Origin of the sequence: Mesorhizobium sp. LNJC394B00 (assembly GCF_000502555.1) — a bacterium.
Classification (GTDB): Bacteria; Pseudomonadota; Alphaproteobacteria; order Rhizobiales; family Rhizobiaceae; genus Mesorhizobium.
The window spans coordinates 682,229-705,383 of the sequence record NZ_AYWH01000001.1; the positions used below are offsets into that span (position 1 = coordinate 682,229).

Annotated in this window: 26 protein-coding genes and 1 riboswitch; of the genes, 15 read left to right on the forward strand and 11 right to left on the reverse strand. The window is 63.8% G+C overall.

Annotation, left to right across the window (positions count from 1 at the left end; translation table 11 throughout):
- The first annotated feature begins 138 nt into the window (after nt 1–138).
- The 4 genes from X751_RS160190 to X751_RS160175 all read left to right on the forward strand — a co-directional run bounded on the left by X751_RS160190 (nt 139) and on the right by X751_RS160175 (nt 1,757).
- A complete protein-coding gene (locus X751_RS160190; RefSeq protein WP_023743868.1) occupies nt 139–441 on the forward strand; it encodes a hypothetical protein in 303 nt (100 codons plus the stop codon).
- Between the two features lie 340 nt (nt 442–781).
- Nucleotides 782–1,111, forward strand: coding sequence for a DUF1236 domain-containing protein (locus X751_RS160185; RefSeq protein WP_023670359.1), 330 nt, complete (start codon nt 782–784; stop codon nt 1,109–1,111).
- Between the two features lie 98 nt (nt 1,112–1,209).
- Complete coding sequence (locus tag X751_RS160180; protein WP_023670360.1) at nt 1,210–1,425, forward strand: hypothetical protein; 216 nt, start codon at nt 1,210–1,212, stop codon at nt 1,423–1,425.
- Between the two features lie 92 nt (nt 1,426–1,517).
- Nucleotides 1,518–1,757: a DUF2934 domain-containing protein gene (locus X751_RS160175; protein WP_023684825.1), complete on the forward strand. Its 240-nt coding sequence runs from the start codon at nt 1,518–1,520 to the stop codon at nt 1,755–1,757.
- A gap of 156 nt (nt 1,758–1,913) precedes the next feature.
- On the opposite strand, the gene X751_RS160170 is transcribed toward X751_RS160175, so the two are convergent.
- Complete coding sequence (locus X751_RS160170; RefSeq protein WP_023743869.1) at nt 1,914–2,165, reverse strand: hypothetical protein; 252 nt, start codon at nt 2,163–2,165, stop codon at nt 1,914–1,916.
- A 272-nt stretch (nt 2,166–2,437) separates the two neighbouring features.
- Nucleotides 2,438–2,785 carry a GSU2403 family nucleotidyltransferase fold protein gene (locus tag X751_RS1000000165235; RefSeq protein ID WP_084558236.1) on the reverse strand — a complete coding sequence of 116 codons (348 nt, stop codon included), beginning with the start codon at nt 2,783–2,785 and terminating at the stop codon, nt 2,438–2,440.
- 198 nt (nt 2,786–2,983) lie between these two features.
- A riboswitch (TPP riboswitch) is annotated at nt 2,984–3,096 on the forward strand.
- On the opposite strand from X751_RS1000000165235, the gene X751_RS160160 reads away from it, so the two are divergent.
- From X751_RS160160 to X751_RS160145, 4 genes are all read left to right on the forward strand, one after another.
- Nucleotides 3,087–3,695 carry a YkoF family thiamine/hydroxymethylpyrimidine-binding protein gene (locus tag X751_RS160160; RefSeq protein WP_023743871.1) on the forward strand — a complete coding sequence of 203 codons (609 nt, stop codon included), beginning with the start codon at nt 3,087–3,089 and terminating at the stop codon, nt 3,693–3,695. It overlaps the preceding riboswitch by 10 nt.
- 306 nt (nt 3,696–4,001) lie before the next feature.
- Nucleotides 4,002–4,793, forward strand: a complete 792-nt coding sequence (locus X751_RS160155) for an ABC transporter permease (protein ID WP_050592345.1) — start codon at nt 4,002–4,004, stop codon at nt 4,791–4,793.
- Nucleotides 4,790–5,572, forward strand: coding sequence for an ABC transporter ATP-binding protein (locus tag X751_RS160150; protein WP_023705167.1), 783 nt, complete (start codon nt 4,790–4,792; stop codon nt 5,570–5,572). The genes X751_RS160155 and X751_RS160150 overlap by 4 nt, the downstream gene beginning before the upstream one ends.
- Nucleotides 5,569–6,576, forward strand: a complete 1,008-nt coding sequence (locus tag X751_RS160145) for an ABC transporter substrate-binding protein (RefSeq protein WP_023743873.1) — start codon at nt 5,569–5,571, stop codon at nt 6,574–6,576. Before X751_RS160150 ends, X751_RS160145 begins: the two co-directional genes overlap by 4 nt.
- Nucleotides 6,577–6,748: 172 nt before the next feature.
- Here the strand turns inward: X751_RS160145 and X751_RS160140 are convergent, their stop codons facing one another.
- On the reverse strand, nt 6,749–7,411 hold the full coding sequence (locus tag X751_RS160140; protein ID WP_023672482.1) for a S24 family peptidase: 663 nt from the start codon (nt 7,409–7,411) through the stop codon (nt 6,749–6,751).
- A gap of 80 nt (nt 7,412–7,491) precedes the next feature.
- On the opposite strand from X751_RS160140, the gene X751_RS160135 reads away from it, so the two are divergent.
- The 3 genes from X751_RS160135 to X751_RS160125 all read left to right on the forward strand — a co-directional run bounded on the left by X751_RS160135 (nt 7,492) and on the right by X751_RS160125 (nt 9,573).
- On the forward strand, nt 7,492–7,866 hold the full coding sequence (locus tag X751_RS160135; RefSeq protein ID WP_023693857.1) for a hypothetical protein: 375 nt from the start codon (nt 7,492–7,494) through the stop codon (nt 7,864–7,866).
- A gap of 86 nt (nt 7,867–7,952) precedes the next feature.
- Nucleotides 7,953–8,645 carry a GcrA cell cycle regulator gene (locus X751_RS160130; RefSeq protein WP_023693856.1) on the forward strand — a complete coding sequence of 231 codons (693 nt, stop codon included), beginning with the start codon at nt 7,953–7,955 and terminating at the stop codon, nt 8,643–8,645.
- A 328-nt stretch (nt 8,646–8,973) separates the two neighbouring features.
- A complete protein-coding gene (locus X751_RS160125) occupies nt 8,974–9,573 on the forward strand; it encodes a DUF6456 domain-containing protein (protein ID WP_023743874.1) in 600 nt (199 codons plus the stop codon).
- 65 nt (nt 9,574–9,638) lie between these two features.
- On the opposite strand, the gene X751_RS160120 is transcribed toward X751_RS160125, so the two are convergent.
- Nucleotides 9,639–9,947: a hypothetical protein gene (locus X751_RS160120; RefSeq protein ID WP_023727019.1), complete on the reverse strand. Its 309-nt coding sequence runs from the start codon at nt 9,945–9,947 to the stop codon at nt 9,639–9,641.
- A 203-nt stretch (nt 9,948–10,150) separates the two neighbouring features.
- On the opposite strand from X751_RS160120, the gene X751_RS160115 reads away from it, so the two are divergent.
- Nucleotides 10,151–11,035: an NmrA family NAD(P)-binding protein gene (locus X751_RS160115; protein WP_023730350.1), complete on the forward strand. Its 885-nt coding sequence runs from the start codon at nt 10,151–10,153 to the stop codon at nt 11,033–11,035.
- 57 nt (nt 11,036–11,092) lie between these two features.
- On the opposite strand, the gene X751_RS160110 is transcribed toward X751_RS160115, so the two are convergent.
- A complete protein-coding gene (locus X751_RS160110) occupies nt 11,093–11,590 on the reverse strand; it encodes a hypothetical protein (RefSeq protein WP_156936351.1) in 498 nt (165 codons plus the stop codon).
- Nucleotides 11,591–11,879: 289 nt separating this feature from the next.
- Nucleotides 11,880–13,154, reverse strand: coding sequence for a DUF763 domain-containing protein (locus X751_RS160105; RefSeq protein ID WP_023743876.1), 1,275 nt, complete (start codon nt 13,152–13,154; stop codon nt 11,880–11,882).
- 243 nt (nt 13,155–13,397) lie between these two features.
- Here X751_RS160105 and X751_RS160100 point away from each other — a divergent pair, with 243 nt between their 5' ends.
- Nucleotides 13,398–14,390, forward strand: coding sequence for an HNH endonuclease (locus X751_RS160100; RefSeq protein ID WP_023727021.1), 993 nt, complete (start codon nt 13,398–13,400; stop codon nt 14,388–14,390).
- A 50-nt stretch (nt 14,391–14,440) separates the two neighbouring features.
- Here the strand turns inward: X751_RS160100 and X751_RS160095 are convergent, their stop codons facing one another.
- Complete coding sequence (locus X751_RS160095; RefSeq protein ID WP_023712494.1) at nt 14,441–16,396, reverse strand: acyltransferase family protein; 1,956 nt, start codon at nt 16,394–16,396, stop codon at nt 14,441–14,443.
- Between the two features lie 461 nt (nt 16,397–16,857).
- Here X751_RS160095 and X751_RS160090 point away from each other — a divergent pair, with 461 nt between their 5' ends.
- The gene (locus X751_RS160090) at nt 16,858–17,211 is read left to right on the forward strand and encodes a cupin domain-containing protein (protein ID WP_023688994.1); all 354 of its coding nucleotides are present in this window, start codon (nt 16,858–16,860) and stop codon (nt 17,209–17,211) included.
- A gap of 763 nt (nt 17,212–17,974) precedes the next feature.
- Here the strand turns inward: X751_RS160090 and X751_RS160085 are convergent.
- From X751_RS160085 to X751_RS160070, 4 genes are all read right to left on the reverse strand, one after another.
- Nucleotides 17,975–18,802, reverse strand: a complete 828-nt coding sequence (locus X751_RS160085) for a metal ABC transporter permease (protein ID WP_023685454.1) — start codon at nt 18,800–18,802, stop codon at nt 17,975–17,977.
- Nucleotides 18,786–19,580 carry an ABC transporter ATP-binding protein gene (locus tag X751_RS160080; protein WP_023685455.1) on the reverse strand — a complete coding sequence of 265 codons (795 nt, stop codon included), beginning with the start codon at nt 19,578–19,580 and terminating at the stop codon, nt 18,786–18,788. Before X751_RS160080 ends, X751_RS160085 begins: the two co-directional genes overlap by 17 nt.
- A 26-nt stretch (nt 19,581–19,606) precedes the next feature.
- Nucleotides 19,607–20,488 (reverse strand): zinc ABC transporter substrate-binding protein, encoded by an 882-nt coding sequence (locus X751_RS160075; RefSeq protein ID WP_032892395.1) that lies wholly within the window; start codon nt 20,486–20,488, stop codon nt 19,607–19,609.
- A gap of 300 nt (nt 20,489–20,788) precedes the next feature.
- On the reverse strand, nt 20,789–21,850 hold the full coding sequence (locus X751_RS160070) for a maleylacetate reductase (protein ID WP_023743878.1): 1,062 nt from the start codon (nt 21,848–21,850) through the stop codon (nt 20,789–20,791).
- A 309-nt stretch (nt 21,851–22,159) separates the two neighbouring features.
- On the opposite strand from X751_RS160070, the gene X751_RS160065 reads away from it, so the two are divergent.
- Entirely contained in the window at nt 22,160–23,044 is an 885-nt protein-coding gene (locus tag X751_RS160065) for an AraC family transcriptional regulator (protein WP_023702911.1), read from the forward strand.
- The last annotated feature ends 111 nt before the right edge of the window (nt 23,045–23,155 follow it).

Sequence of the window (23,155 nt, forward strand, 5' to 3'; positions counted from 1 at the left end):
TTAGCGTCGAGAAGGTGGAACTCACTTCCGGCTGCCAGGTTCCAGCAACCACCATCTCCGTGGAACCAATTGCCGCCAGTCTGCTTTGCCAAGGACTAGTCTGCTTTGCCAAGGAGATGAATCCAGAGGAGCTGGACCATGAAGACTTTCCCCCTCATCCCATGCGTGCTGCTCTTGGCGCTGGCCGACCCGGCGGCTGCGCAGGACAATGGCGACCGGAACGGCCCTGCCGCGCCTTGCCAGGCGCAGCCTCAGGACGATGCTCAGAAGCCGCCGGTCGCCAATGGCGGTGGCGAATCGACCAGCACGCTCGGTCCCTGCGGCGGCGTGCTGCAGCCGCCGCCCAGTGGTGACCAGGGTATGACGCAGCCGCCGCCGGACCAAGGCAAGACGCCGGTGATCAAGCCTGGCGAGGTGCCTGCGCAGCCGCCGAAGCAATGACCTTTGCTTGAACTTCACGGCGTGGCACGAAGGCGGTCGGTTCCGGTCTTGGCCGGGCCACGCGGTCACCGGATCAATGCCGGCGCCGGCCGCGATCGCCACCGGAATTTGGAGCCGTGCATCGTCCACGTCGAAGGTCTCCTGAGGGATTGTGCTTCAATGCGAATCTTGCGGGTGCGGGTTCTGCTGGCATGACCGGAAGCCGATCAATTTAGTCTCCGCTTGCGGAACAAGACCGTACCGGCTGCGTTTGCCTCCAGGAGCCCGCCACCTCGATCTGCGCTGTTTTCGCCTCATGCGGGAACACGGCGGAGCTCGCCAACAACGACAGGAGACGAAGATGAAAACCATCCTTATTCCCGCCGTCGCCGGGCTCGCCATGATCGCTGGTATCGGCATTGCCGCCGCCGACGAGGTCATCGTCACGCAGCCGGCACAGCAGCAGGTGATCATCACCCCGGAACAGCGCACGGTCGTGCACCAATACGTAAAGAAACATCCGCTTGCCTCGGTCAATCTGCTCGGCGTCGAATTGAATGTCGGCACTGCCTTGCCTGACACTGTCGAGCTGCAGGAGGTTCCCGACGTTCAGTACAGATACGCCGTCGTCGACAACCATACCGTGTTGGTCGACCCCAGCACGCGCAGGATTGTCGAGGTGGTCGAGTAACGCTCGACAACCTAACCATTCATCGGTGATACGGCCCTGTCGTTCTTCCCAAAAGGGCGGCAGGGCCGAATGACGAACATGATGAAAGGAGAATTGCCATGTTGCCGCATGTCGAGACCCCGAACTCCGCCAATGTTGCGGCGTGTTGCGACAAGTTGTTGGCCGAGCGCAACACGGCGCTGTTATCGATGAAGGAAGCGATCGCGCTCCTGCGGGAGCGCACCGGCACCGATCGTTCGGATGCCGACCTCGCCGGGCTGATCGTCAAGAAAGCGGCGCTGCTCGGCGTTGCGGTGATTTCCGACCCGCGCTGAGATGTCTCGTCACTCAAGACGCCGGTCGAATTTTCGGCTAATGTTTTCGTGGAATCTGGACCAACCGACCGGACCCAACCACGGAGGCTTAAGTGACGGACGACAAACAGGACCGCATTCGCCAGCGCGCGCACGAGATCTGGGAAAAGGCCGGCCGGCCTGAAGGCGCGCATCAGGAACACTGGGAGCAGGCCACGGCTGAAGTCGATGGCGCGGTCGCCAAGCCCAAAAAGGCGGCGAAGAAAGCTGACGCCAAGCCCGCCAAGGCAGCCGCCAAGCCAAAGGCCGCGAAGCCTGCCGCCGCAAAGTCCGGCAAAGCCAAATCGAAATAAGGCCAGAAATAAGGCCAGTCGAAATAAAGCAAGGCCGGAATTCGCTGGCCGGGCCATCCTTCGCGCCCGCCGTTCAGGCGCGCCCGAGCCTCTCAACCTGACGAATTGCGCCTGCGACGGGCAGCGCAATTCCTTGTGTTTGGCGACAGCCGCCCCTCATGCCTGCCAGGCATAACTCGACAGCGCAAAGCGAATCCCGGCAGCTGTCATGGCCAGTTCGCATTCGGTGATCTGGCGCAGGTGGCGCAGATAGCGCGTTACAGTCTGTGGCAGCCAGCCGGCGCAGGCCTCGACATAGGCGCGGCTGTGAACAAGGGTGCCGGTCGACAGCCTTTCGTCCTTCTCGGCAACGACTTTCAGATATTGGCGGATGAAGCGGATGTCGTCGGCGATGTCCTGGCTGGCCATTCGCCAGGCCCCGGCGAGGCGTTGGCACTGATCGAATGACAAGGGCAACAAAGGGGGCGGCAATAAAGGCGGCGGCAACGACGGGGGTGACAGCAAAGGACGAGAGAGATCGGCGAAGGCAACATGGTTCGCTGTGCTCAAGGACATTCCTCTCTGCGAAAAGAGATATCGTACTTTATGTACGAATCAGCGTCAAGCCAATTTCGTACAGTTGGGACGATGGCAATGAATATAGCAGCGGTCGCTTCAGCTAATCACGCATCGTGAATCCTTCAGGAGTCGCACCAATCTCGCGGAGGGCTTTTCCCAGGACGGTGTTGACTGTTTCCCTCGAACAGGTTCAGGCCGCGCCGGATCGTCTCGCGCCAGTTTTCGCCCTTGTCCCACGCTTCCATGAAGGCGAAGGCAAGGTCGTCCTGGCGACGTGTGGCTTCGAGCGCTTGGGTCAGCAGGCGCGCTTGATGGAGATCCTTCTCCCGCTTGGCCCCAGCGCTCGGCCCGAGTCGCGAGGCGACGATCAGCTTGTGGATGGCGTAGCGCTGGGGCGAGGGGACCAGCACAGGCAAGCCCGAGCGATGCAGGAGCGCAGTCCGGATGGGGTCGCGGATAAGGAGATCCAGAAATCTGCCGTTTTCTTATAATTACGTTTATCAGCTTGAATTTCAACGCAGTTATAAGAAATTCGTGGAAACCTTATAACGCAACGAACTGACGAGTCGTCTGTTAACGCCCGGGCGCCCGGCACGTCTGGCCCAAAACACTTTGCCGCAGTGCCTCAACAAACGGCTTCCCCAATGCCGCGAACGGTGCTTTAACCCGCTCATCCACAGGGGTGCTCCGTATGGTCGGGGCTGAGATGAGGGCGGCAAGCCTTCGGACCCTAAAGCTGATCTGGATAATACCAGCGGAGCGAGGCGGGCGATGTTTTCAGGCGCACAGATTTCCCTTTATCCCATGACCGACGATTTCGTCGGCGTCATCCTTGGCGCGCTCGGCGCGCTCGATCCGTGGCGCGACCGGCTGCGGATCGAGATCGACGACATCTCGACGCTTATGGTCGGGCCGCCCGAGGTGCTGTTTCCCGCTATGCGCGACCTGTTCGTCGCGGCGGCCAAAAGCGGCAAGCACTGCGTGCTTTCGGCGGCGGTCTCGCGCGGCTGTCCGGGCGAGCCCGACGATCCGATCTGCCGCTCCGACGAGACCGGCGGCCCCGCCATTCCGCTGGACGAGCGCAAGATCGCCGCGATCCGCGCTGTCCAGGCCACGCCGTCGACCGGCCAGCCGGTGGCGGCGCAGTTCTCGCTCTACGTTATGGGCACGGGCGACCATATGGACGAGATCTACGGCTGCATCGATTTCCTGAAACAGTCCGGCGTCTTTGAGCGCTCAAAGAACTTCTGCACCAAATTGCGTGGCGATGCCGGTGCCGTGTTTGCCACGCTCAACGAGGCCTTCTGCCGCTTCGGCCCCGGCGCCGGCCACGTCACCCTCGACATCACGATCTCGGCGAACAGCCCGAGCGCCGTCTGAGCCGCGGCTCAAGCGTCGTTCCTTGAGGATATTGCCGTGGCTGGTTTATCTGACCCATTGCGTGGAGGAGATGCCTCTGACCCCTCAGCACAAAGAGGAGGGGAGCCATTGGCGATTGGCGAAGACCGCGATGCCCACGAATCTCCCCCCTCGAGCGGGAGATGGCTGGCAGGCCAGAGGGGGTCCCAGCGCGTGGAGCGCCGACGTCCTTTTCGCATCGGCAAGGCGTGGGCGCTCTATGCGAGACGACCCCCTCTGTCGCCTTCGGCGACATCTCCCCCTCGAGGGGGGAGATTAGCCGCCGGCATCGCCAAGACCATCCCCGCCGCCTTCGCCTTCGCCCTGCTCCTCGCGGCCTGGGAGCTCTACGCCCGCTATGGCGGTGTCGCCCCCACCGTGCTGCCGGCGCCGTCGCGCGTGCTGCAGCAGGCCTGGGAGCATCGCGCCGCCCTGGCCGACAACACGCTGCCCACCATCCGCGCCACATCAGCCGGCTTCGCCTGCTCGTTGGTCGCTGCCTTCGTGTTTTCGGCGCTGGTCGATTTCTGGGCCCCGCTGCGCCGCGCGCTGTTTCCGCTGCTGATCGTCAGCCAGACCTTGCCGCTGGTCGCGATCGCGCCGCTCATCGTGCTGTGGTTCGGCTTCGGGCTGATGCCAAAGATCCTGCTTGTGGCGCTCGTCACCTTCTTCCCGATGATGGTCGCGCTGGTCGAAGGTTTTGCTGCGACCAGCAAGGAGATTTCGCAGATGCTCGCCGCCATGGGGGCAGGGCGCTGGCGTATCTTCTGGCTGGCGCGCCTGCCTTCGGCGCTGCCCTATTTCTTCGCCGGGCTGCGCATCTCCATCACCTATGCCGTCGTCGGCGCGATCTTCGCCGAATATGCGGGGGCGGCGAAGGGGCTGGGCATCTACATGCTCAATGCCAAGAACAACTTTCGGCCCGATCTGGTGCTCGCCGCGGTCGCCGTCAGCGCCGCGCTCACGCTTGTCTTGTTCGCCATTGCGGTGCTCGTCCAGCGCTTCGCCATGCCTTGGGAGAATGCAGGGAGCGAAAGCCGCGACCGCAAGGTTGAAGCTGCAGAAGAGAACCGTCAATGACGCGGCTCGAACTCCGGGACATCAGGAAGAACTTCGGCGCGCTTGAGGTGCTCGCCGGCATTTCGCTTCATGTCGCGGCCGGCGAGTTCGTCTCCATCCTCGGCCCTTCCGGCGCCGGCAAGTCGACGCTGTTCCAGTTGCTGACCGGCGCGCTGAAAGGCGAGGGCGACATGCGCTTCGACGGCGCGCCATTGCAGGGCAGCCCCTTCGCCTTCATGCCGCAGCGCGACGCGCTGATGCCGTGGCGACGCGTCATCGACAATGTGACGCTGGGGCTGGAGGTGCAGGGCATGAAGCGCCGCGAGGCGCGCGCGTCCGTTGCGCCATTGTTCGCTGAGTTCGGCCTTGCCGGTTTCGAGCGCGCCTGGCCGGCCGAGCTTTCCGGCGGCATGCGCCAGCGCGCCGCCCTTTTGCGCACCGTGGTGCAGCAGCGCGACATGCTGCTACTCGACGAGCCCTTTGGCGCGCTGGATGCACTGACCCGCGCGGGTATGCAGCGCTGGCTGGAAGGCATGTGGCAGCGCCACCGCTGGACCGCGCTGCTGATCACCCATGACGTGCGCGAAGCCGTCTACCTCTCCGATCGAATCTATCTGATGTCGGCGCGGCCGGCCCGCATCATCGGCGAGATTGCCGTGCCGCTGCCGCGCCCGCGCACCACCGGCAGCGATGCCGCGCGCCAGGCCGCCGCGCTCGAAGCCGACATCCTCGACACGCTGCTCAATCCCGGGACTGACCGGGGCTTGTTTCCGCAGACCGCTCAAAGGAGTTTTTCATGACCGAATTCACACGCCGGCAGGCTTTGCTGCTGACGCTGGCCGCCGGATTGCCGCTGGCCTCGCGCGCTCATGCGGCTGCGCAAAAAATCACCGTCGCGCTCGACTGGACGGTCAACACCAACCATGTCGGCCTGTTCGTTGCCCGCGACAAAGGATTCTACAACGAGGCCGGGCTCGATGTTGAGATCCTGCCCTATGGCGATACTGGCGCCGGCACGCTGGTCGCCAACCGCATCGCCGATTTCGGCATTGCCGGCGTCGGCCTGTTCACCCAGCGGGCTGCCGGCGCCGATCTCAAGGCGGTCTACGCCGTGGTCCAGCAGGAGACCGGCCGGTTGGTCTTCAACGCGGATCGCGGCGAGATCAAGAGTCCCAGGAATCTCGACGGTCTGACCTATGGCGGCTTCGGCAGCGCCTGGGAAAACACGCTGATCTCGACCATCATCCGCCACGATGGCGGCAAGGGCGTTTTCGAGACCGTGACGCTCGGCACCTCGGCCTATGAGGCGCTGGCCAACGGCTCGGTCGACTTCACGCTGGAGGTCTCGACCTGGGAAGGCGTCGCTGCCGAGTTGAAAGGCGTCAGGCAGCGCGGCTTCCGCTACGCCGATTACGGCGTGCCCGACGAGCACACCACCTTGATCGCCTCCAGCAATGCATATCTCCAGGCAAACCCGAAGGCCGCATCGGCCTTCGTCGAGGCAACGCGGCGCGGCTACCAATTTGCCTGCGATCACCCGCAGGAAGCCGGCGATCTGCTGATCGCTTCCAACAGGGATGCGCTGACCGACCCGGCGCTGATCCACGCTTCGCTGAAAATGCTGGTCGACGGACACTTCTTGCGCAGCCAGGACGGCGTCATCGGCACCATCGACAGGGCCAAGATCGAGGCGATCGGAACCTACCTCTTCAGGGCCGGCATATTGCTCGATGGCGATGGCAAGGTTCTGAAGGAGAAGCCGGATTTTAGAGCGTATTTCACGAACGAGTTTTTGGGCGCGTAATCTCTCCCCTCGAGGGGGAGATGTCGCCGAAGGCGACAGAGGGGGTCGATACGTCCTGACGCGACTTCCTATCGCGGACAGAGGACGTCAGCGCCTTACGCGCGGCGACCCCCTCTGGCCTGCCGGCCATCTCCCCTTCGAGGGGGGAGATTGCGCCTCACCGCCTTCTCCCTCACATATCGATCATCGAGCGCTTCACCCGGCCGATGATGGTGATGGCGCCTTCCAGCGCCGGCGGCGGGATGTCCATGTAGGAGGCCGGCTGGAAGGGCGGGTTCTCGTTGGGGCGGTAACGCTTGTAGGTGGCCTGGCCGGATTCGTCCGAAATGACGTAGCAGCCATTGGTCACCAGCCGCTTGTCCCTGAGGTTGACGAAGATGATCGAATCCGGTGGCGAGATCTTGTTCATCGACGGGCCGTCGACGCGCAGAGCAATCCATTGGCCCTGCTCCAGATCGGTGGTGGGGATGGTCGGATAGTCGCTGAGATTGACCACCATGTCCTGGCTGCCGAGTTCGCCGGCGCTGATCCATGAGACGATGGGCACATCGACGGTGGCCAGCGACGGCATCGGGATCTGCCGGCCCGACTCGTCAAAGCCGAAATGGCCCCCCGCAAGGCTGCCGCCGTCACCGTTGAACAAGAGCCAGCCGGGATCGACGCCGAACAGGCGGCCGTATTTCTCCGCCGCCTTGCGCGACAGCGGCCGGTTACCATTCTCGTGACTGATCAGCGTGTTCTTGTTGATGTCGCGCAATGCCCGCGCCGCGTCGCTCGGCGAGGCATAACCCGCCTCCGCCCGCGCCTGCTGCAATCTGTGCCTCGGTTCCTGCATCGTACAAATTGCCTGAAATTTATCGTCCAATATGTACGATTTCGCTTGCGTACGTTTCGTACATATCGTACGCTTAGCGCATGATCGAACAAACCGCAAGCGTTTCCGCAGACATCGTCAGCTTTCTCCCATCGTCCGGGCTGTCCTCCTCCCCGGTCCGGACGCAAACCGGGGCTCTTGCCCCGGATCCGGTCGAACCGTCGTCCCCCCGATCGACCGGAACGGCCGGAGCCGCTCCTCTCCCGGCTCCGGCCACCTCTTCAGCCCATGGCGCCGCCGGTGCGCCAAGGGCTGTCTCCGGCGGGCAGGGTATTTCCTGCATCCGCACGGAAGATGGCACCGTCATCCTGTTCGACCGGCTGACGGGCAGGGCGGTTTCCGCCCTCACCAAAGCGGCCGCCGAAGCCGCCTTGCGGCATCTCGCCGGCTCGCTGCCGGCCGCCAGTATCGGCTGACCGCACCGACCATCCGCTCTGATTTTTTCCCGTGGGCCCTCGGGGCCGGCGCTCGGCCTTTGCGCGCGCAATCAATGGATACCGACATGACTGCCTATACCGACACCGAATTGCAGGAGATCGCCGTCTGGCTGAGGGATGGCCTGTCGGCCACAGGGATCGCCGTCCGCTTCACGGCGCTGCGCGGCAGTCCGGTCTCGCGCAATGCCATCATCGGCATCGTCCACCGCAACAGCGCGTTGAAGACCATCGGCTTCGCCAACCCCAGAGGCGGCAGGTCCGGCGGCCGACCGAGGAAGAATGCGACGGGGAAGACTGCGGCAAACGAGAATACCGCCAAGAGGAATCCGCCGGCGCAGCCAAGCAAGCTCGTAAGGGAAGTAGGAGTTTCGAAGCAGGCCGCGCCGGTCAAACCGGCCGCCAAACCGAGCCGTCAGCCATCGGCCAGGCCTCTGTTGCCAGCCCGTCCGGCGCCCTCGATCCCGGGCGAAGGACGGCTGGTGGTGGACGGCGAAATCTACCGCTTCAATGTGCCGGCGCCGCGCCCTGCCTCGCTCGGGCGTCAGCCGCATGTCGCCGCCATGCGCTTCATCGACTGCCTGTTCGACCGCTGCCGCGCGCCGCTCGACCTGACGCTCGAGGAAGACCCCGACAACGATGCTCCCGGCAGTCGGCCGGGGCTCGAGATGCTGTGCTGCGGCCTGCGCACAAGGGCGCTGAAAAGCTACTGCGAATATCATCAGACGCGTTTCCACCGACCTGTGGCGGAGGTGGTGTGAGCGGCTGGGCTCCGTTCCTCGCCTCCGGACGACCCCACCAATGATCGAAAGCCGGCGGGACAGCGCCCCCCTCTGTCCTGGCGGACGTTCGTCGCTCGGGAAGCCAAGCAATTGGCTTTCCGTCCGCTTCGCGGACCACTCCTCAACCCCCACGCGGGGGGAGATTGGCAGCTCGCTCGCACTGCCTTCCAACGGCGGTGGTGATTGGCGAAAGCCGACGCGACATCCGATCTCCCCCCTCGTGGGGGAGATGCCCGGCAGGGCAGAGGGGGGCGCGAAGGAACGCCAACCTCCCGGCTCAACAACCCAATCCCACAAGAATCCCCCGATGAGCAAAAAAACCGCGCAGAAAGCCAAACCGCCGAAAGTGCCTGCGGGCGAAGCCGAGCAGGTGCGCATCCGCCGCGAGATCGGCCATGATTTCGCGCTGAAGGACGATCGCTTCGGCCGCAAGCGGTTGAGCGTCGGCACCGAAGAGGCGCGGCGCGTCTACGAGGTCTCCAATGACGGCTACACCGCGACCGGCGGCATCGTGCGGGTGCGCAATGTCGATCCGCTGGTCGGCATCACCTCGCTGACCCGCCAGCAGCGTGAGGCCGCCCAGCGGTTTCGCGACGATTTCGAGCGCGCCTCGCGTGACGGGCTGCGGCCGATGCCGTGGGAAGAGCGCATTGACGGCGGCCGCATCAATGGCGGCATCCCCGACCGCGTGCTCAACGCCGGCCGCGCCCACACCCATGCCATCGCCGCCATGGCCCACTGGGAAGTGGCGGAGGTGGTTCGCAAAATCTGCCTCGAAGGCCAGTCGGTGAAGGCGCTCGCCGAACGCACCGGCGAGGGACGAGATGTGGTGGTGAAGCTGTTGAAGGTCGGGCTCGACCTTTTGGCCGTGGGTTACGGGATGATGCTGATGCGGAAGCCGCGATAAGGCCGGCAGCCGCGCAGGAAGCGGCCGGCCGGCAGATGCCGGCCGACCGGTTTCACCCCATCGGATCACCGTTCGCAAACGCGAATTTCCTCGACGATCCTGTGATGATGGCGCCAATGCTTGACCAACTCTATACGGCAATGGCGATGGTGCCTGTGATACCTGTGGTACCTGAAGCCGTTGTCGTAGGCATCATACTGGTAGTAGGGGCGAGGAGCGAAGCGATCGTAATAGTCGCCATAGCTGTCATTGTAGTCATCGTCATAGTAGCCGTTGCCGATGCCGATCACGACGCGCCCGCCGGCATTCGCCGGGGCGATCATCGCCGCCGCCGCAGTGATAGCGATAGCCGAAGCAAGCAGGAGCTTTCTCATAGCTGCCTCCTATTCAAGGTTGCGCTAATATAACTCGCTGGGCACGACCTCGTTCCATAATTTTGCAAGATGCGAACGACCCCTGCGCCGTGCATTGCGAGGAAGTTCAGCGTCACCTCCTGTCAGCATCGTCCCCCGATTTTTGAACCCTTCGCCGCCCCAGCCATTAATCCGGCATGAATCAGCAAGGGAAGGACGAGACCATGCATGTCATTCTTGGAGGTACCGGCCATGTCGGCTCGGCGGCGGCAATGGCGCTGTTGCGGCAGGGCGAGGATGTCACGGTGGTGACGCGCGACGAGTCGAAGGCCGCATGGTTGGTTGAACAGGGCGCGGAGGCCGCGGTTGCCGATGTGCTCGATGTCGAGGCGCTGCGTGAAGTCTTGCGGCGCGGCAAGCGGGCGTTTCTGCTCAACCCGCCGGCCGATCCATCGACCGACACCGACGCCGAGGAGCGCAAGACGGTTGGCGCCATTGCGGCGGCGCTGGAGGGCTCCGGCCTCGAAAAGCTGGTGGCGGAATCGACCTACGGCGCGCAGGCCGGCGAGGGTGTCGGCGATCTCACCGTCCTTTACGGCCTCGAGCAGAAGCTGAAGGCCCAGGCCATTCCGGCAAGCATCAACCGCGCCGCCTATTACATGAGCAACTGGGATCAGGCCCTGGAGACGGCGCGGCGCGACGGCGTCATCACCTCCTTCTTCCCGGCGGATTTCGAGCTGCCGATGGTGGCGCCGCAGGATCTCGGCGAGGCCGCGGCGAGACGTCTGCTGGAGCCGACGGACAAGACCGGCACGCACTATATCGAGGGCCCTCGGCGCTACTCGGCCGCCGATGTCGCCGCAGCCTTCAGTGCGGCGTTGCGCAAAAACGTGCGCGTGGTCACGGTGCCGCGCGAGCGCTGGACAGAAACCTACGAAAAACTCGGCTTCTCCAAAGCGGCGGCCGAGTCCTACACCCGCATGACCGGGGCCACGCTGGACAAGCCGGCGGAGCCGGAAAACCCGGAGCGCGGCACGACCAGCCTGGAAAGCTATATTGCTGCGCTCGTCGAGGGGCGGCCGGAAGACCTGTTGAAGGGTGCCGCGTAAAGTGAAGGGTTGCTGTTGAGAAACAGGCGCTTCGACGACCTACGTGGCCCGCTATTCCTATTGCCTGACCGTTCGGCAGTTGCCCGCCGGCGGCGTGGTCTTGCAGATATCGATGGAGGTGCGCGTGTCGCCGTGACCGGTTTCGGTTATCAGATTCAGGTCCAAAAGTTCGTATGTCACGAGGTATCGTATGCTGTCGTCGGGTATTTTTTGCATGGCCGATACGATCCACGAACCTGCTTTCATCTCGGTGAAATAGCTGTCGACCTTGCTTTCATACCATTTGGGTATCGGAACGAGGACGATGGTCTTCTTGCCGTGGATTTTCTTGGCGGTCGGCAGCATGATCCGGTGAATGCCGACAAAGGCGCGGCTGTCTGCCAGGCGCCGTACGCCGCCCGCAAGAACCATCGTACAAGCTGACGAACAGACTGCGCCGACGGGGTTGGCGACGCCGAAGCGGAGGTCGCCCGGCCCGCAGGCTTTTGTGTCTGGCGCGCATTCGGAGAATTCCGTCTTGCCAACCATCGTGTCGAGCCCGCTGGCGCGGATCATATGGCCAAGCGCCATCGCCGCATCGGTCTCGCCGCCCGGGGAATTCAACGCCAAAGGCAATTTGCGGGGGCCGAGTTTTTTCAGCAAAGCCTTCAGCAAAGCTGGCGTGCCGGCCACGATGTGACCTTCCGCCGAAATCCATTCCGGGCATGTCGGCTCGCATCCCGGCGTGCTGTTGCGTACAACGACGAAGTGCATCTTGAGAAATGGGTCTTTGCAAGCATTATCAAAACAAGCCGAGCACGTGTTTCTATCGGCCGCGCACTATCTCTGCATGATGGACAGGCCGCTACTGGCGGCCCCTGTCTGAACCGTCGTCGCTTTCCGCCGCCCCCTCCCACCCAAACACACTGCGCCCGCCCAGCAGGTGCGACTGATCGAACTCGCCGGCGACGATCTCCTTCAGGCTCGGACCGGTGACGTAGCGCTCCAGCCGCCGCGCCTCGCCGTCCAGCCGCTTGAGCGCGCCAAGCTCTTCCTCGCGGCCGAGCTTTGCCTTGCCGACGGCCGATTTCAGCACCGCGATCGTCTCGTCATAGACTTTCAGCGGCACCGGGAAGGGGTGGCGGTCCTTGCCGCCATGGGCCAGCGAAAAGCGCGCCGGATCGGAGAACCGGCAAGGCGCGCCATGCACCACTTCCGCCACCATGGCCAGCGCTCGCACGGTGCGCGCGCCGATGCCGGGCACCAGCAGCAGTTCGGGAAAATCGGCCGGCCCGCTTTCGATGGCGGCCGAAATGTTGCCGTGCAGCCGGTGCATGACGATGTCGCTTTCGCGCACGTCATGATGCGCCGGCATCACCAGATTGGGCAGCATCGGCTGCGCCGGCGGTTCCGCAGGCGCTGCTTTCGGCGGCGGCTCCAGCAGGGCAAGCTCGTCAAGGATCCGCTCCGGGCTCATGGTCTTCAACAGATCGAGCTGCCCGGTCCGCGACGGCTCGGCGCGATGGTCGGTGAGGTTGACGATCTCGCCCTGCCGCTCGCCCTCGATCGCCGCATGCGGCTGGTCGACGAAGCTTGTCAGCCCTTCCGACAGCCAGTGATAGCGCCGCGCCTGGCGGCTGTCGCCGTTCATGCCTTGCTGCACCACCACCCAGCGGCTGTCGTCGGTGACGATGAAGCCGTGCAGATAGAGGTCGAAACCGTCCTGCACGGCCGCACTGTCCACCTTGGCGACCAGGCGGCTGGCGGTGGCAAGCGCCGCACCATCGATGCCGACGCGTTCGCCGATCGCCGTCAGCTCCTGCGGCGTCTTGCGCGAATGCGCGCCGCGCCCGCCGCAGACATGGATGCCGAGCTCCCGCGACATCGGGTTCAGCCCGCGCTTCAGCGCGCCGACGACCGAAGTCGTGATGCCCGAGGAGTGCCAGTCCATGCCCATGACGGCGCCGAAGGACTGGAACCAGAACGGATGCGCCAGCCGCCGCAACAGCTCGTCGCGGCCATAGTGATGGATGATCGCCTCGCACAACACCGCACCCAGCCGCGTCATACGATCGCCCAGCCATTTCGGAACCCGCCCGCCATGCAGCGGCAAGTCCGCACTGCCGCTTCGCTGCGTCAAGTGAATGCTCCGTGGATGCCGCGCACCGGCGGTGCGCCTGTGATGTAGATGGCATTTGGGGGGCGATTTGCAAGCGGGGTGGGGGCGGCGACTATCGTCGCCCTACGCTCTTCTTGGTGTCTCGCCGAAAGATGCAGTTACGCCGCCTGTCGCACCTGGCGATAAGGTCGGCTCCCTGCTTGAAGGCGAGACAGGTCTCGAATAGAGCTTATCCAACCGACGGCAACTATTAAAACCAAAACGATGTCGCAATTCTGGTGGGTAAATCACAGTCAGACCGCCCGCCAAGAGATCGACGGGCAATATCTCTGGTCGCCCAAAACTCAGAAGAATGGGGCACGCAGCGAGTTCTACAAAAATATGCGTCGGGCGACACCTGGTGACCTCGTGTTGTCTTTTTTCGGTCAAGCCGTGCGCTATATTGGTCGGGTAGCGGAGTTTGCATTCACAGCACCGAAACCACCGGAGTTCAAGAACACTGGAGCCAATTGGAACGAGGAAGGTTGGCTTCTCCCGGTGTATTGGGCGCCGCTCCTGCCGACGGTGCGCCCGTCGGACATAATTGGCGAATTGGGTCCGCTTCTGCCTCCCCGATACTCGCCCATCGACCCAAACTCCGGATCAGGCCGTCAAAACGCCTATCTCGCGAGCGTATCGCAAGAGGTGTTTCACACCATTGTCGCGGGTACAGCTTTCGACCGCGAAGCTCTGAGGCGTGGTGGCGCAAACAGTCTCACTTTCGAAGTCGTCAATGAAATTTTAGAGGACGTCGTTGAGCGCCGTATCCGAGACGACCTCCAACTCGAGGACACTGTAAAGACGAGCGTCATTCAAGCTCGTCGCGGCCAAGGTAAATTTCGTTCCAATGTCGAAGCCATGGAGCGCTCGTGCCGACTCACAGGGGTCACCAATCCCTCGTTGCTGATTGCAAGCCACATCAAGCCTTGGCGCCTATGCGCTTCCGCGCAGGAGCGCTTGGACGGCATGAACGGGCTGCTCCTCACGCCTGATGCCGACCACCTCTTTGACCGTGGCTTCATCAGTTTTGAAGATAGCGGGCAGGTCCTCATATCCCAGCGCGTCGACAAGACTGATTTGCGGCGGCTCGGTTTCGAGCAATTGGTGATGCAGAGTTTCGGCTTTGCCGAAGCCCCCGCCGTCTGGCGCACTAGCACCTTCACCCCGCCGCAGCAGGCTTACCTCGCTCACCATCGAGAGGATGTGTTTGTGGCATAGCTCGCATCAACTGAGCGGTCAGCCGTCAGGTCCCCCTACCTCGCCGCCCCCTAAAACACCGCCTTCTCCAAGACCGGCTCCAGTGATTCAGCAAATGGCGTCGCCAGGTGGTGTCGGTCGCGGAAGGCGAGTTGGCCGTTGATGAACACGTGGCAGGTTTGGGCGTCGCAGAACTGGCTGGTCAGGTCGACATAGGTGGCGCCGGGCACGCTGCGCACGACGTCGCGCTCGGCCGCGGCGATGTCGTCGTTCGCCGCCGCGTCCCTCGGCGTGTCGCAGACTTCAGGCACCTGCCCGCGCCACAGCGCCCGCGCCACGCATTTGTCGGCATAGCTTCCATTGTAGGGAACGTCCCGGATTACCGCGACCTTGATCCCGGCCCGGCTGAATGCCGCCAGCGTCCAGCGCAGGCCGGCCTTCCACTCCTCGTTCCAATCGGCGTGCTTCAGTTCCTCGGGCGATTCCTTCATCACATTGCCGATCGAGAATTCCGAGATCACCACCATGTGCGGGTGCAACGCGATAATGTCCTTGACCGATTGCTCCCGCCACTGGTCGCATTCGGTGTAGTCGCGCTTCAGCCGCCAGTTCCAGGTCGTCACCCGCGAGGCACGGCAGGACGATTTGAGATAGGTGACGAGGCGATAATTGTTCTTGGCCGCCGCGTCGATCAGCGGCGTCGACCAGTGGTCGGCATGCGAATCGCCGAACAGCGCAATCGAGCGCCCGGCGTCCTTGTTGCCGAACACGCAGGCCTTCGGCGTCACCGTCTCAAAGGAGAGAATACAGCCGGCCGCGCGCGCCGTGGACGGCTGCGCGGCGCTGGCGGCAATGCTGCGCTGCTCAGGGTCCAGATCGTGGACGGCAAGCCTGGCATTGGCGTAGGCGGCTGCGACGCCGGTGCCGGTCAGGAGGACGGCCGGCACCAGCGCCCGCGCCGCACTGGCCATCAGCCAGCCATTGCGGCGGATCGGGTTTTCGATGACATGATAGGTGAACCCCGACAGCGCCAGCGTCAGCGCCAAGCAGCCGAGCCGCTGCAGCGGCGAAAGTTCCGGCGTCAGCATCGTGGCATACACGATCACCGGCCAGTGCCAGAGATAGAGCGAGTAGGAGAGTTTGCCGACCCATTGCAGCGGCGCCAGCGCCAGTGCCTCGATCGGGCTTTTCTTAGCGCTCTCCTGCTGCGCGTGCGCCGCTCCTGCCAGCAGCAACAGCACGGTGCCGGCCACCGGCACCAGGGCGAGGAAACCCGGGAAGGGCGTTTCGTCGCTGAAGGAAAGATAGGCGCCGGCAATCAGCGCTAGGCCGAGCCACGCCAGCGGCGTGGCGAGCCGCGGGCGGTTTTGCCAGACTTGCTGCGGCACCATGCTGGCCAGCCCGCCGGCGGCGAACTCCCAGGCGCGTAGCGGCGAGAAATAGAAGGCCCAGGGCTGCGAGACCGTGGTGAGCCACGCGCAGACGGCGAACGAGACGAGGCCGGCAATGCCGATCACCAGGATCGCGCCGCGCTTGCCGGGGCGCAGCCATGCCGCCAGCACAAGCAGCGCCGGCCAGGCGACATAGAACTGCTCCTCCACCGACAGCGACCAGAAATGGACAAACGGGTTGCTGGCCGCATCGGCGGCGAAATAATCAAACGACCAGCGGATCAGCCACAGATTGATCATGTAGGCCGAGGCGAACATGGCGCCTTTGGAATAGAGCGATTGTTCCTCCGGCGACAGGATGAAGGCGCCGGCCACCAGTGTGGCGAGGATGACGAACAGCGACGCCGGCAACAGCCGCCGAGCGCGCCTGGCATAGAAGCGCCACAGGTTGAGCCGCCCGGTCTCGGTGATTTCGGCAAGCAGGTGTTTTGTGATCAGATAGCCCGAGATGACGAAGAAGATGTCGACGCCGGTGAAGCCGCCGGGCAGGCCGGTGAAGCCGAAATGAAAGGCGATCACGCCTGCCACCGCCAAGGCACGCAGTCCTTCGATATCGGGCCGGAACGATGCTGACACGATTTGCCACCTCGTGCTGGTGCATGACCCCGCCTCGGCGAGTAACGATCGCGCCGGGATCATACGTGCGGCAGCTTTGCGCCCAACGGGACACGGCGCTGCAACCGTTCACAGTCGGACCAAGACTCCGCCCTATGGGTCGATATCGCAATGCAACAAATCTAACGCAGTGCAACATTGGAGGAGGCGACGCCGCTGATCTCCCCCCTTGAGGGGGAGATGGCCGGCAGGCCAGAGGGGGTCGGTTCGACCGGACTCGGCCCAATCCTGCAAGTGAAGGCAGGCGCTCCACGCGCGGCGACCCCCTCTGTCGCCTTCGGCGACATCTCCCCCTCGATGGGGGAGATTAGCTCCCCGCCTCCTTCGCCAAATCTCCGACATCCGGGGTCGGCCCTTGCGTTGCCCCCGTCACACGCATCGGCTATCCAACCGGCAGCCATGCAATTCAAACGGAGCCTCCCATGACCAACACCACCATTTTCAAATTCGGCGCTGTCGAGCATGCCGAGGGCGGCGACTTACCGGGCTGGATCGTTGTCGCGGGCCGGCCGACCATGCAGACCGCCGTGCAGCACACCACCGCCGACGGCAAGGTGCTGTCGGGCACCTGGCGGGCCTCGCCCGGCACTTATCACGCCACCTACACCGACTATGAGTTCGTGCACATGATCGCCGGCCGCATCATCATCACGCCCGATGGCGGCACGCCTGTCGAGGTCGGTCCGGGCGATGCGTTCGTGGTCGAAGCCGATTTCAAGGGCACCTGGCAGATCCTCGAGCCGGTAACCAAGCACTTCGTCGTCAAGCTTGCTTGATCGACGTAGTCAAGCTTGCTTGATCGACGTCGCCAGGGTCGCCTGATCGGCTCGTCGTCAGGCTTGCTTGATCGCGTCGTCAGGAGTGCCTGATCGGTGCCGATACACGTCGGCCGGCGCGGTTCATCGCCAGCGTCCCCCTCGCCCAGCAGGGGGAGGGGGACGTAGCGAAGCGAATATCGGTTAAGAGGGCGTCACCTCGTTCGCTTCGAACCGATGCGGATCGAAAAGCTGAGACGATGGCGTTCTGCGGAGCCTGGTCGAGATAACGCAGGCCAGGACTGCTGCCGGGTCGCCGGCGCGTCAGCCAAGAGCGAGCGGCGCACTTCGAGAGTGCATGCCGCCCGTCCGGCGCCGGGCCGTCAATGCTGTTGTTACGAAACCCCCCAGCCCCGTCTCAACCGCCACGGCCATGGCGTGACCCATGGCTTGCTATACGCATGCAGCACCGCGGTCTGTCAACGCCGCCCGCGATGGCCGCGGGGGGTCGCCTTTGCACCTCCCGGCCAGCTTCCAACCGGCCGCGCGGACGCCATTCGCCGCTACAAAATGCGCTTGAAATGGCGGTTTTCCGGGTGTTCCGGCCGCTCCGGAGCGGCCCTTTGGCGCGACAGAGGTCGCGATCTAGGCGATTGGATGAATTTGTCTTTCGCGGCTGAAACGTTTCAGGAGCCGATTTGTAAACCTGACTTTTTTTGGGTGTATTTCCCTCACGTCAGTTTTGCACTCCAGCCGGCCCGATCGACCCGCCGGAGGGCAAGCCTCAGGGGCCGGCGTCGGCGCTCTGAGTCTCTCGGACCGACGGGCGCCGGACCATGCCGCTGACGACATAGGCCGCCGCGCCCAGCGCCGTGATCCAGAAGCTCGTCGGCCAGTCGGTCAGGAAGGCGAGCGTCAGGCTGATCCAGGCGATGATCACGGCAAGCGCGATGGACGTCAGCACGCCGGCTCCGACGCCGCTAGTAAGCCTGAGCGCGGTGGCTGCAGGCGCCACCATCAGCGCGAAGACGAGCAGCACGCCGACGATCTGCACCGCCTCGGACGTGGCGACGGCGACCAGCACCATGAACAGGGTCGAGACAAGAGTGAGCGGCACGCCGCGCGCTTCGGCGAGTTCCGGCTGCAGGCTGGCGAACAGCAGCGGCCGCGCGATCAGCAAAAGCGCGACAAGGATCGCCACCGCCAGCACCGCAAGCACGATAACGGTGCGCAGGCTGATGCCCAGCACATTGCCGAACAGCACGTTGGTCGCCTGCGAGGCGAAGGCGGTGTAGAAATGCAGAAACAGCAAGCCCAAGCCGAGCGACAGCGTCAAAACGATGCCGATGGCGACGTCGCGATGCGCGCGTTCGCCGAGCAGGCCGATGCCGATGCCGGCGGCGACGGTAAACACGGTGAGGCCGAGAAACGGCGACAGCCCGATCAGGCCGGCGCCGGTGGCGCCGGGAAAGCCGACATGGGAGAGCGCATGACCGGCGAAGGTCTGGCCCCGGAGCACGAGGAAATAGCCGACCGCGCCCGAAACGATGCCGACGATGGTGCAGGCATAGAAGGCGTTGCGCATGAATTCATAGTCAAAGATCGTGGACATGCGCCCCGCTCTCCAGTTCGACATCGTCGGCCATGACGAAGATGCGGCCGGCAACCCGCACCACATTGATATGCGTGCCGTAGAGTTTCGACAGCACCGGACCGCTGATGACCTCGTCGACGGAACCGATCGCCGCCTTGCGGTTGCCGAGATAGAGCACGCGGTCGACGGCGCGCAGCAGCGGGTTGATCTCGTGCGAGCAGAACAGCACGGCAATGCCGAGCCGTTCGCCGATCTGATGCACCAGGTCGATGATCGCGCGCTGATGGCCCGCATCGAGGCTGATCAGCGGCTCGTCGAGCAAAAGCAGTTGCGGATTGCCGATCAACGATTGCGCGATCAGGATGCGCTGGCGCTCGCCACCGGAAAGCTCGCCCAGCGGCCGCCGCGCAAGGTCGCCGGCGCCCACCTCTTCAAGAGCCTTCCACGCCGCCTCCTTCTCGGCAGCCGATGCGACGGGCCAGCCCCAGCGATGCCCGCCGGCGGCACTCAGCACGAAGTCGAGGCCGCTGACGCCGACATCGCCAAGCGCGCGCCGCGCCTGCGGCATATAGCCGATGTCGGCGTTGCCGCGCGTCGGCGATTTGCCAAGCACCGAAATGGCGCCGCCGGCCGGTTTGATCAGGCCGAGAATGGCGCGCAGCATCGTCGTCTTGCCGGCGCCATTGGCGCCGAGCAGGCCGACAAAGGCGCCTTGCGGTAGAGAAAAGGAGACGTCGGATAAAACCCGGCGTCCCCCATAGGTCAGCGTGACCTTGTCGAATTCGATTGCGTTCATTTAGTCACATTCATTCGCAGTCACATTCATTGTGTGCGGGCGGCGAGCGCCTTCTGGACCGCGTCGATCTGGCCGCCGAACCAGGTCTGGATCGTCTGGCCCGCCGGTTCCGTCTCGTTGACGCCGATGACCGTGACCTTGTTCTGCTTGGCGATGTCGAGCAGCCTTGTCGTTGCCTCGTCGGTCACCTGCGAATTGTAGAACAGGATCTTGGCCGAGCCGTCCTTCAGGCTGTTTTCGAACGCCGCCACCTGCGTGGCGCTCGGCTCCGCATCGTTCATCAAGGCCACCTGGAAATCGTAGTTCAGCATCTTGAGACCGAGCGCTTCCGCCATGTAGCCGAAGACCGGCTCGGTAGCCGTCACCTCGGTGCCGGCATAGGTGTTCTTGACGTCGGTGATTTCCTTGTCAATGGCCTCGAGCGAGGTCTGGAATGCCTTCAGGTTCGTCTCATAATACACGGCATTGGCCGGATCGCGCTTGGCAAGGTCGGCGCTCAGCGCCTTGGCGATGGCCGGCAGCGTCGCCGGGTCGTACCACAGATGCGGGTTGTCGCCCGACTTCTTGCCGATCAGGTCGGCGGCGACGATGGTCGTGCGATCCTTGGCTGTCGAGGCCGACAGCAGCTTGTCCATCCACGGATCGTAGTCGGCGCCGTTATAGATGACGATCTTGGCGTCGGCGATGGTGCGCGCCGTCGACGGGCTGGTCTCGAACAGATGCGGATCGTCATCGGGATTGGCCAGGATGCTGGTGACGGTGACGTTGCTGCCGCCGATCTGGCGGGCAAGGTCGCCATAGAAATTCTCGGCCGCCACGATGGTCAGCTTGTCTTCGGCGCGGGCAGCCGTGCCGGTCAAAAGCGGCACCGCGACGAGCAGCGCGGCGAGAAAGGGAATGCGACGCATCCGTGGTCTCCTTGCAGTCTGAAATGTATGTCGCCGGAGAGGCGGGCTGTGTAACTGTATAACAGTAACAATATAACGTTTGCGTCGAAAATACGGCTGATGTCAATGGGCTTTTCGAGCCGCGCAGTTTTTCACGCGCACAAACCGTGAGCGGCCTGCGCCGATCAGGCGGAGCCACTCATGCGTGTCGGCTATATGCGAAAGGGCAGGCGATCGCCGGCACCGCGAGGCCGCCGCGAGCACACCGTCGTGGCGGTATCCTGATGAATTCGCGGCGGGTAAGTTCCTTGCTTGTTGCCGTCAGTTTTGCGGACGCCTTCCCTCCCACGCGTCCTGCAACAGGGCGCGGATTGCGGCGCGGTCGAAAGGCCGCGGATTCCAGTATGGGTTCCTGGTCGCGATCTCAGCGGCGCGGTCGAGATCGGCCTGCATGAGGCCGAGTTCTTTCAATGTAAGGGGCGCGCCGACCGCCTTGGCGAAATCGTGGAGACCGCCGCCCGCACTGCCGCCAAACAAGTCGGCGACCGGCTTCAACGAGTCGGGCACCGCGACGGCGTTGAAGCCGATCGTGTGCGGCAACATCACCGCATGGGTCTCGGCATGCGGCATGTCGAAAGAGCCGCCCAGTGTGTGACAGATCTTGTGATGCAGCGCCATGCCGACGGCGCCGAGCACCGTACCGCACAGCCAGGCGCCGTAAAGCGCATCGCTGCGTGCATCGATATTTCCAGGCTCCTTGGTCAACACCGGCAGCGCCGCCGTCATGGCGCGCAATCCTTCTTTCGCCATCAGGGTGGAAATCGGATGGCGATCCTGCGCGTAAAGCGCTTCGGCCGCGTGCGCCATGGCGTTGAGTCCTGACGCGACGCTCATCGCTATCGGCAGGCCGACGGTCAGCTCTGGATCGTAGATCACCACTTCCGGCAGGATCCTTGCGTCACGCATTGTGGTTTTTTCGCCGTTCTCGGTCTGACCGAGGATCGGCGTCACCTCCGAGCCGGCATAGGTGGTCGGGATGACGATCTGCGGCAGGTCGGTGCGCCAGGCGATCGCCTTGCCGAGACCGGTGGTCGAGCCGCCGCCAAGCGCGACAACGCAGTCAGCGTTGACCTCGGTCGCCTTGGCCATTGCCGTTTGGGTTACCTCGACCGGCGTGTGCATGGCGGCGCCCGAAAAGGTGCCGGCCGCCAGCGCGCCGAGGGATTTGGCAAGCGCCTCGCCGTCGGCAGCCCGATGCGGCGTCGACAGCACCAGCGCGCGATTGCAGCCGAGCTTTTCGATCCAGGTGCCCACCTCGGACGACGCGCCATTGCCGAAGACAATATGCGCAGGGCTGCCGGAGTAGGTGAACGTCCTTGTCATGCCGATCCGCTCCCTTTGCATATTGTCACTGTGACGGAGCCGAAATCGAGCGACCAGCTCTCGCCGCCGGCGACATCGTTTGCGTCGTCACCGTCTCGCAAGCGGGGCCTGATCTCTCCCGCGTACTCGCAAACGTATCGCCTTGACCACAAAAACGTCAAAAAAGTATCAGTGAGGTGGACACACCGTGGTGGCGGCTGCATGAATTGCCGCCTAAGCTTCGATCACTGCAGAGAGCGGCAAACGCGGCCTGCGGGAGATGGCACTGCAACTGGTCGCATGACCGGACCGGCGCCGGGAGGAACTGACATGAATCCGGACTTGGAAGTCGTCCAGATCAGACGCGGCGAGTCGTTCAAGGCCTGGGCCCACGGCTACCCCTTCCACACGGTGCGCTGGCACTTCCACCCCGAATACGAAATCCATCACGTCGTCGCCACCACGGGCCATTATTTCGTCGGTGACTTCATCGGCGAGTTCGAGCCCGGCAATCTCGTGCTCACCGGCCCGAACCTGCCGCACAACTGGGTCAGCGACGTGCCGGCAGGCGCCAGCGTGCCGCTGCGCGGCCGCGTCGTGCAGTTCTCGCAAGAGTTCATTGCCGACGCCACCGCCGCGTTGCCGGAACTTGCCGGTTGTGAAAACATTCTCGAGCTCAGCCGCCGCGGCGCGCTGTTCTCCACCGCTACCGCCAAGCTCGCCGCACCTGTGCTGGCCGAACTGGTCGAGGCGCAAGGCGTTCGCCGCATCGCTTTGTTCATGGAGCTCATCGACATTCTGAGCCGCGCCGCCGATGTGCGGACGCTGACCAGCGCCAGCTATCTGCCGGATCCCTCAGGCTTCATGTCGGCCGGCGTCAACAAGGCGCTTGCCTATATCAACGCCAACCTGACCGAGCCGTTCAGCGAAAGCGATCTGGCGGCGATCGCCGGCCGCAGCCCGAGCGCGTTTTCGCGCAGCTTCCGCCGCCATACCGGCATGGCGCTGGTGCAGTATGTCAACCGGCTGCGCATCAACCTTGCCTGCCAGTTGCTGATGAGCGAGGCCGACATGCCGATCACCGAGATCTGCTATGCCGCCGGCTACAACAACATCTCGAATTTCAACCGCCAGTTCCTGACCCAGAAAGGCATGTCGCCTTCGCGCTTCAGGGCCCTGCTGGCGGAAAACGTCAGCGCGGAGATTGCCGCCTAACAGGGAGGACCGGGAGGAGCCTAGACATTTACTGAGGTAAGAACGCGGGGTGCGTTGGAGGCGCTCCGTGCTGGAGATCGCTTGTCCCGAAATCCAGAGATATCTAGAGGA

What these genes read in the sequence shown, in the direction of transcription:
- X751_RS160190 (WP_023743868.1), top strand. Translation starts at nt 139, where the DNA reads ATGAAGACTTTCCCCCTCATCCCATGCGTGCTGCTCTTGGCGCTGGCC.
- X751_RS160185 (WP_023670359.1), top strand. Translation starts at nt 782, where the DNA reads ATGAAAACCATCCTTATTCCCGCCGTCGCCGGGCTCGCCATGATCGCT.
- X751_RS160180 (WP_023670360.1), top strand. Translation starts at nt 1,210, where the DNA reads ATGTTGCCGCATGTCGAGACCCCGAACTCCGCCAATGTTGCGGCGTGT.
- X751_RS160170 (WP_023743869.1), bottom strand. Translation starts at nt 2,165, where the DNA reads ATGGCCAGCCAGGACATCGCCGACGACATCCGCTTCATCCGCCAATAT.
- X751_RS160160 (WP_023743871.1), top strand. Translation starts at nt 3,087, where the DNA reads ATGTTTTCAGGCGCACAGATTTCCCTTTATCCCATGACCGACGATTTC.
- X751_RS160150 (WP_023705167.1), top strand. Translation starts at nt 4,790, where the DNA reads ATGACGCGGCTCGAACTCCGGGACATCAGGAAGAACTTCGGCGCGCTT.
- X751_RS160145 (WP_023743873.1), top strand. Translation starts at nt 5,569, where the DNA reads ATGACCGAATTCACACGCCGGCAGGCTTTGCTGCTGACGCTGGCCGCC.
- X751_RS160140 (WP_023672482.1), bottom strand. Translation starts at nt 7,411, where the DNA reads ATGCAGGAACCGAGGCACAGATTGCAGCAGGCGCGGGCGGAGGCGGGT.
- X751_RS160135 (WP_023693857.1), top strand. Translation starts at nt 7,492, where the DNA reads ATGATCGAACAAACCGCAAGCGTTTCCGCAGACATCGTCAGCTTTCTC.
- X751_RS160130 (WP_023693856.1), top strand. Translation starts at nt 7,953, where the DNA reads ATGACTGCCTATACCGACACCGAATTGCAGGAGATCGCCGTCTGGCTG.
- X751_RS160125 (WP_023743874.1), top strand. Translation starts at nt 8,974, where the DNA reads ATGAGCAAAAAAACCGCGCAGAAAGCCAAACCGCCGAAAGTGCCTGCG.
- X751_RS160120 (WP_023727019.1), bottom strand. Translation starts at nt 9,947, where the DNA reads ATGAGAAAGCTCCTGCTTGCTTCGGCTATCGCTATCACTGCGGCGGCG.
- X751_RS160115 (WP_023730350.1), top strand. Translation starts at nt 10,151, where the DNA reads ATGCATGTCATTCTTGGAGGTACCGGCCATGTCGGCTCGGCGGCGGCA.
- X751_RS160110 (WP_156936351.1), bottom strand. Translation starts at nt 11,590, where the DNA reads ATGATCCGCGCCAGCGGGCTCGACACGATGGTTGGCAAGACGGAATTC.
- X751_RS160100 (WP_023727021.1), top strand. Translation starts at nt 13,398, where the DNA reads ATGTCGCAATTCTGGTGGGTAAATCACAGTCAGACCGCCCGCCAAGAG.
- X751_RS160090 (WP_023688994.1), top strand. Translation starts at nt 16,858, where the DNA reads ATGACCAACACCACCATTTTCAAATTCGGCGCTGTCGAGCATGCCGAG.
- X751_RS160085 (WP_023685454.1), bottom strand. Translation starts at nt 18,802, where the DNA reads ATGTCCACGATCTTTGACTATGAATTCATGCGCAACGCCTTCTATGCC.
- X751_RS160080 (WP_023685455.1), bottom strand. Translation starts at nt 19,580, where the DNA reads ATGAACGCAATCGAATTCGACAAGGTCACGCTGACCTATGGGGGACGC.
- X751_RS160075 (WP_032892395.1), bottom strand. Translation starts at nt 20,488, where the DNA reads ATGCGTCGCATTCCCTTTCTCGCCGCGCTGCTCGTCGCGGTGCCGCTT.
- X751_RS160070 (WP_023743878.1), bottom strand. Translation starts at nt 21,850, where the DNA reads ATGACAAGGACGTTCACCTACTCCGGCAGCCCTGCGCATATTGTCTTC.
- X751_RS160065 (WP_023702911.1), top strand. Translation starts at nt 22,160, where the DNA reads ATGAATCCGGACTTGGAAGTCGTCCAGATCAGACGCGGCGAGTCGTTC.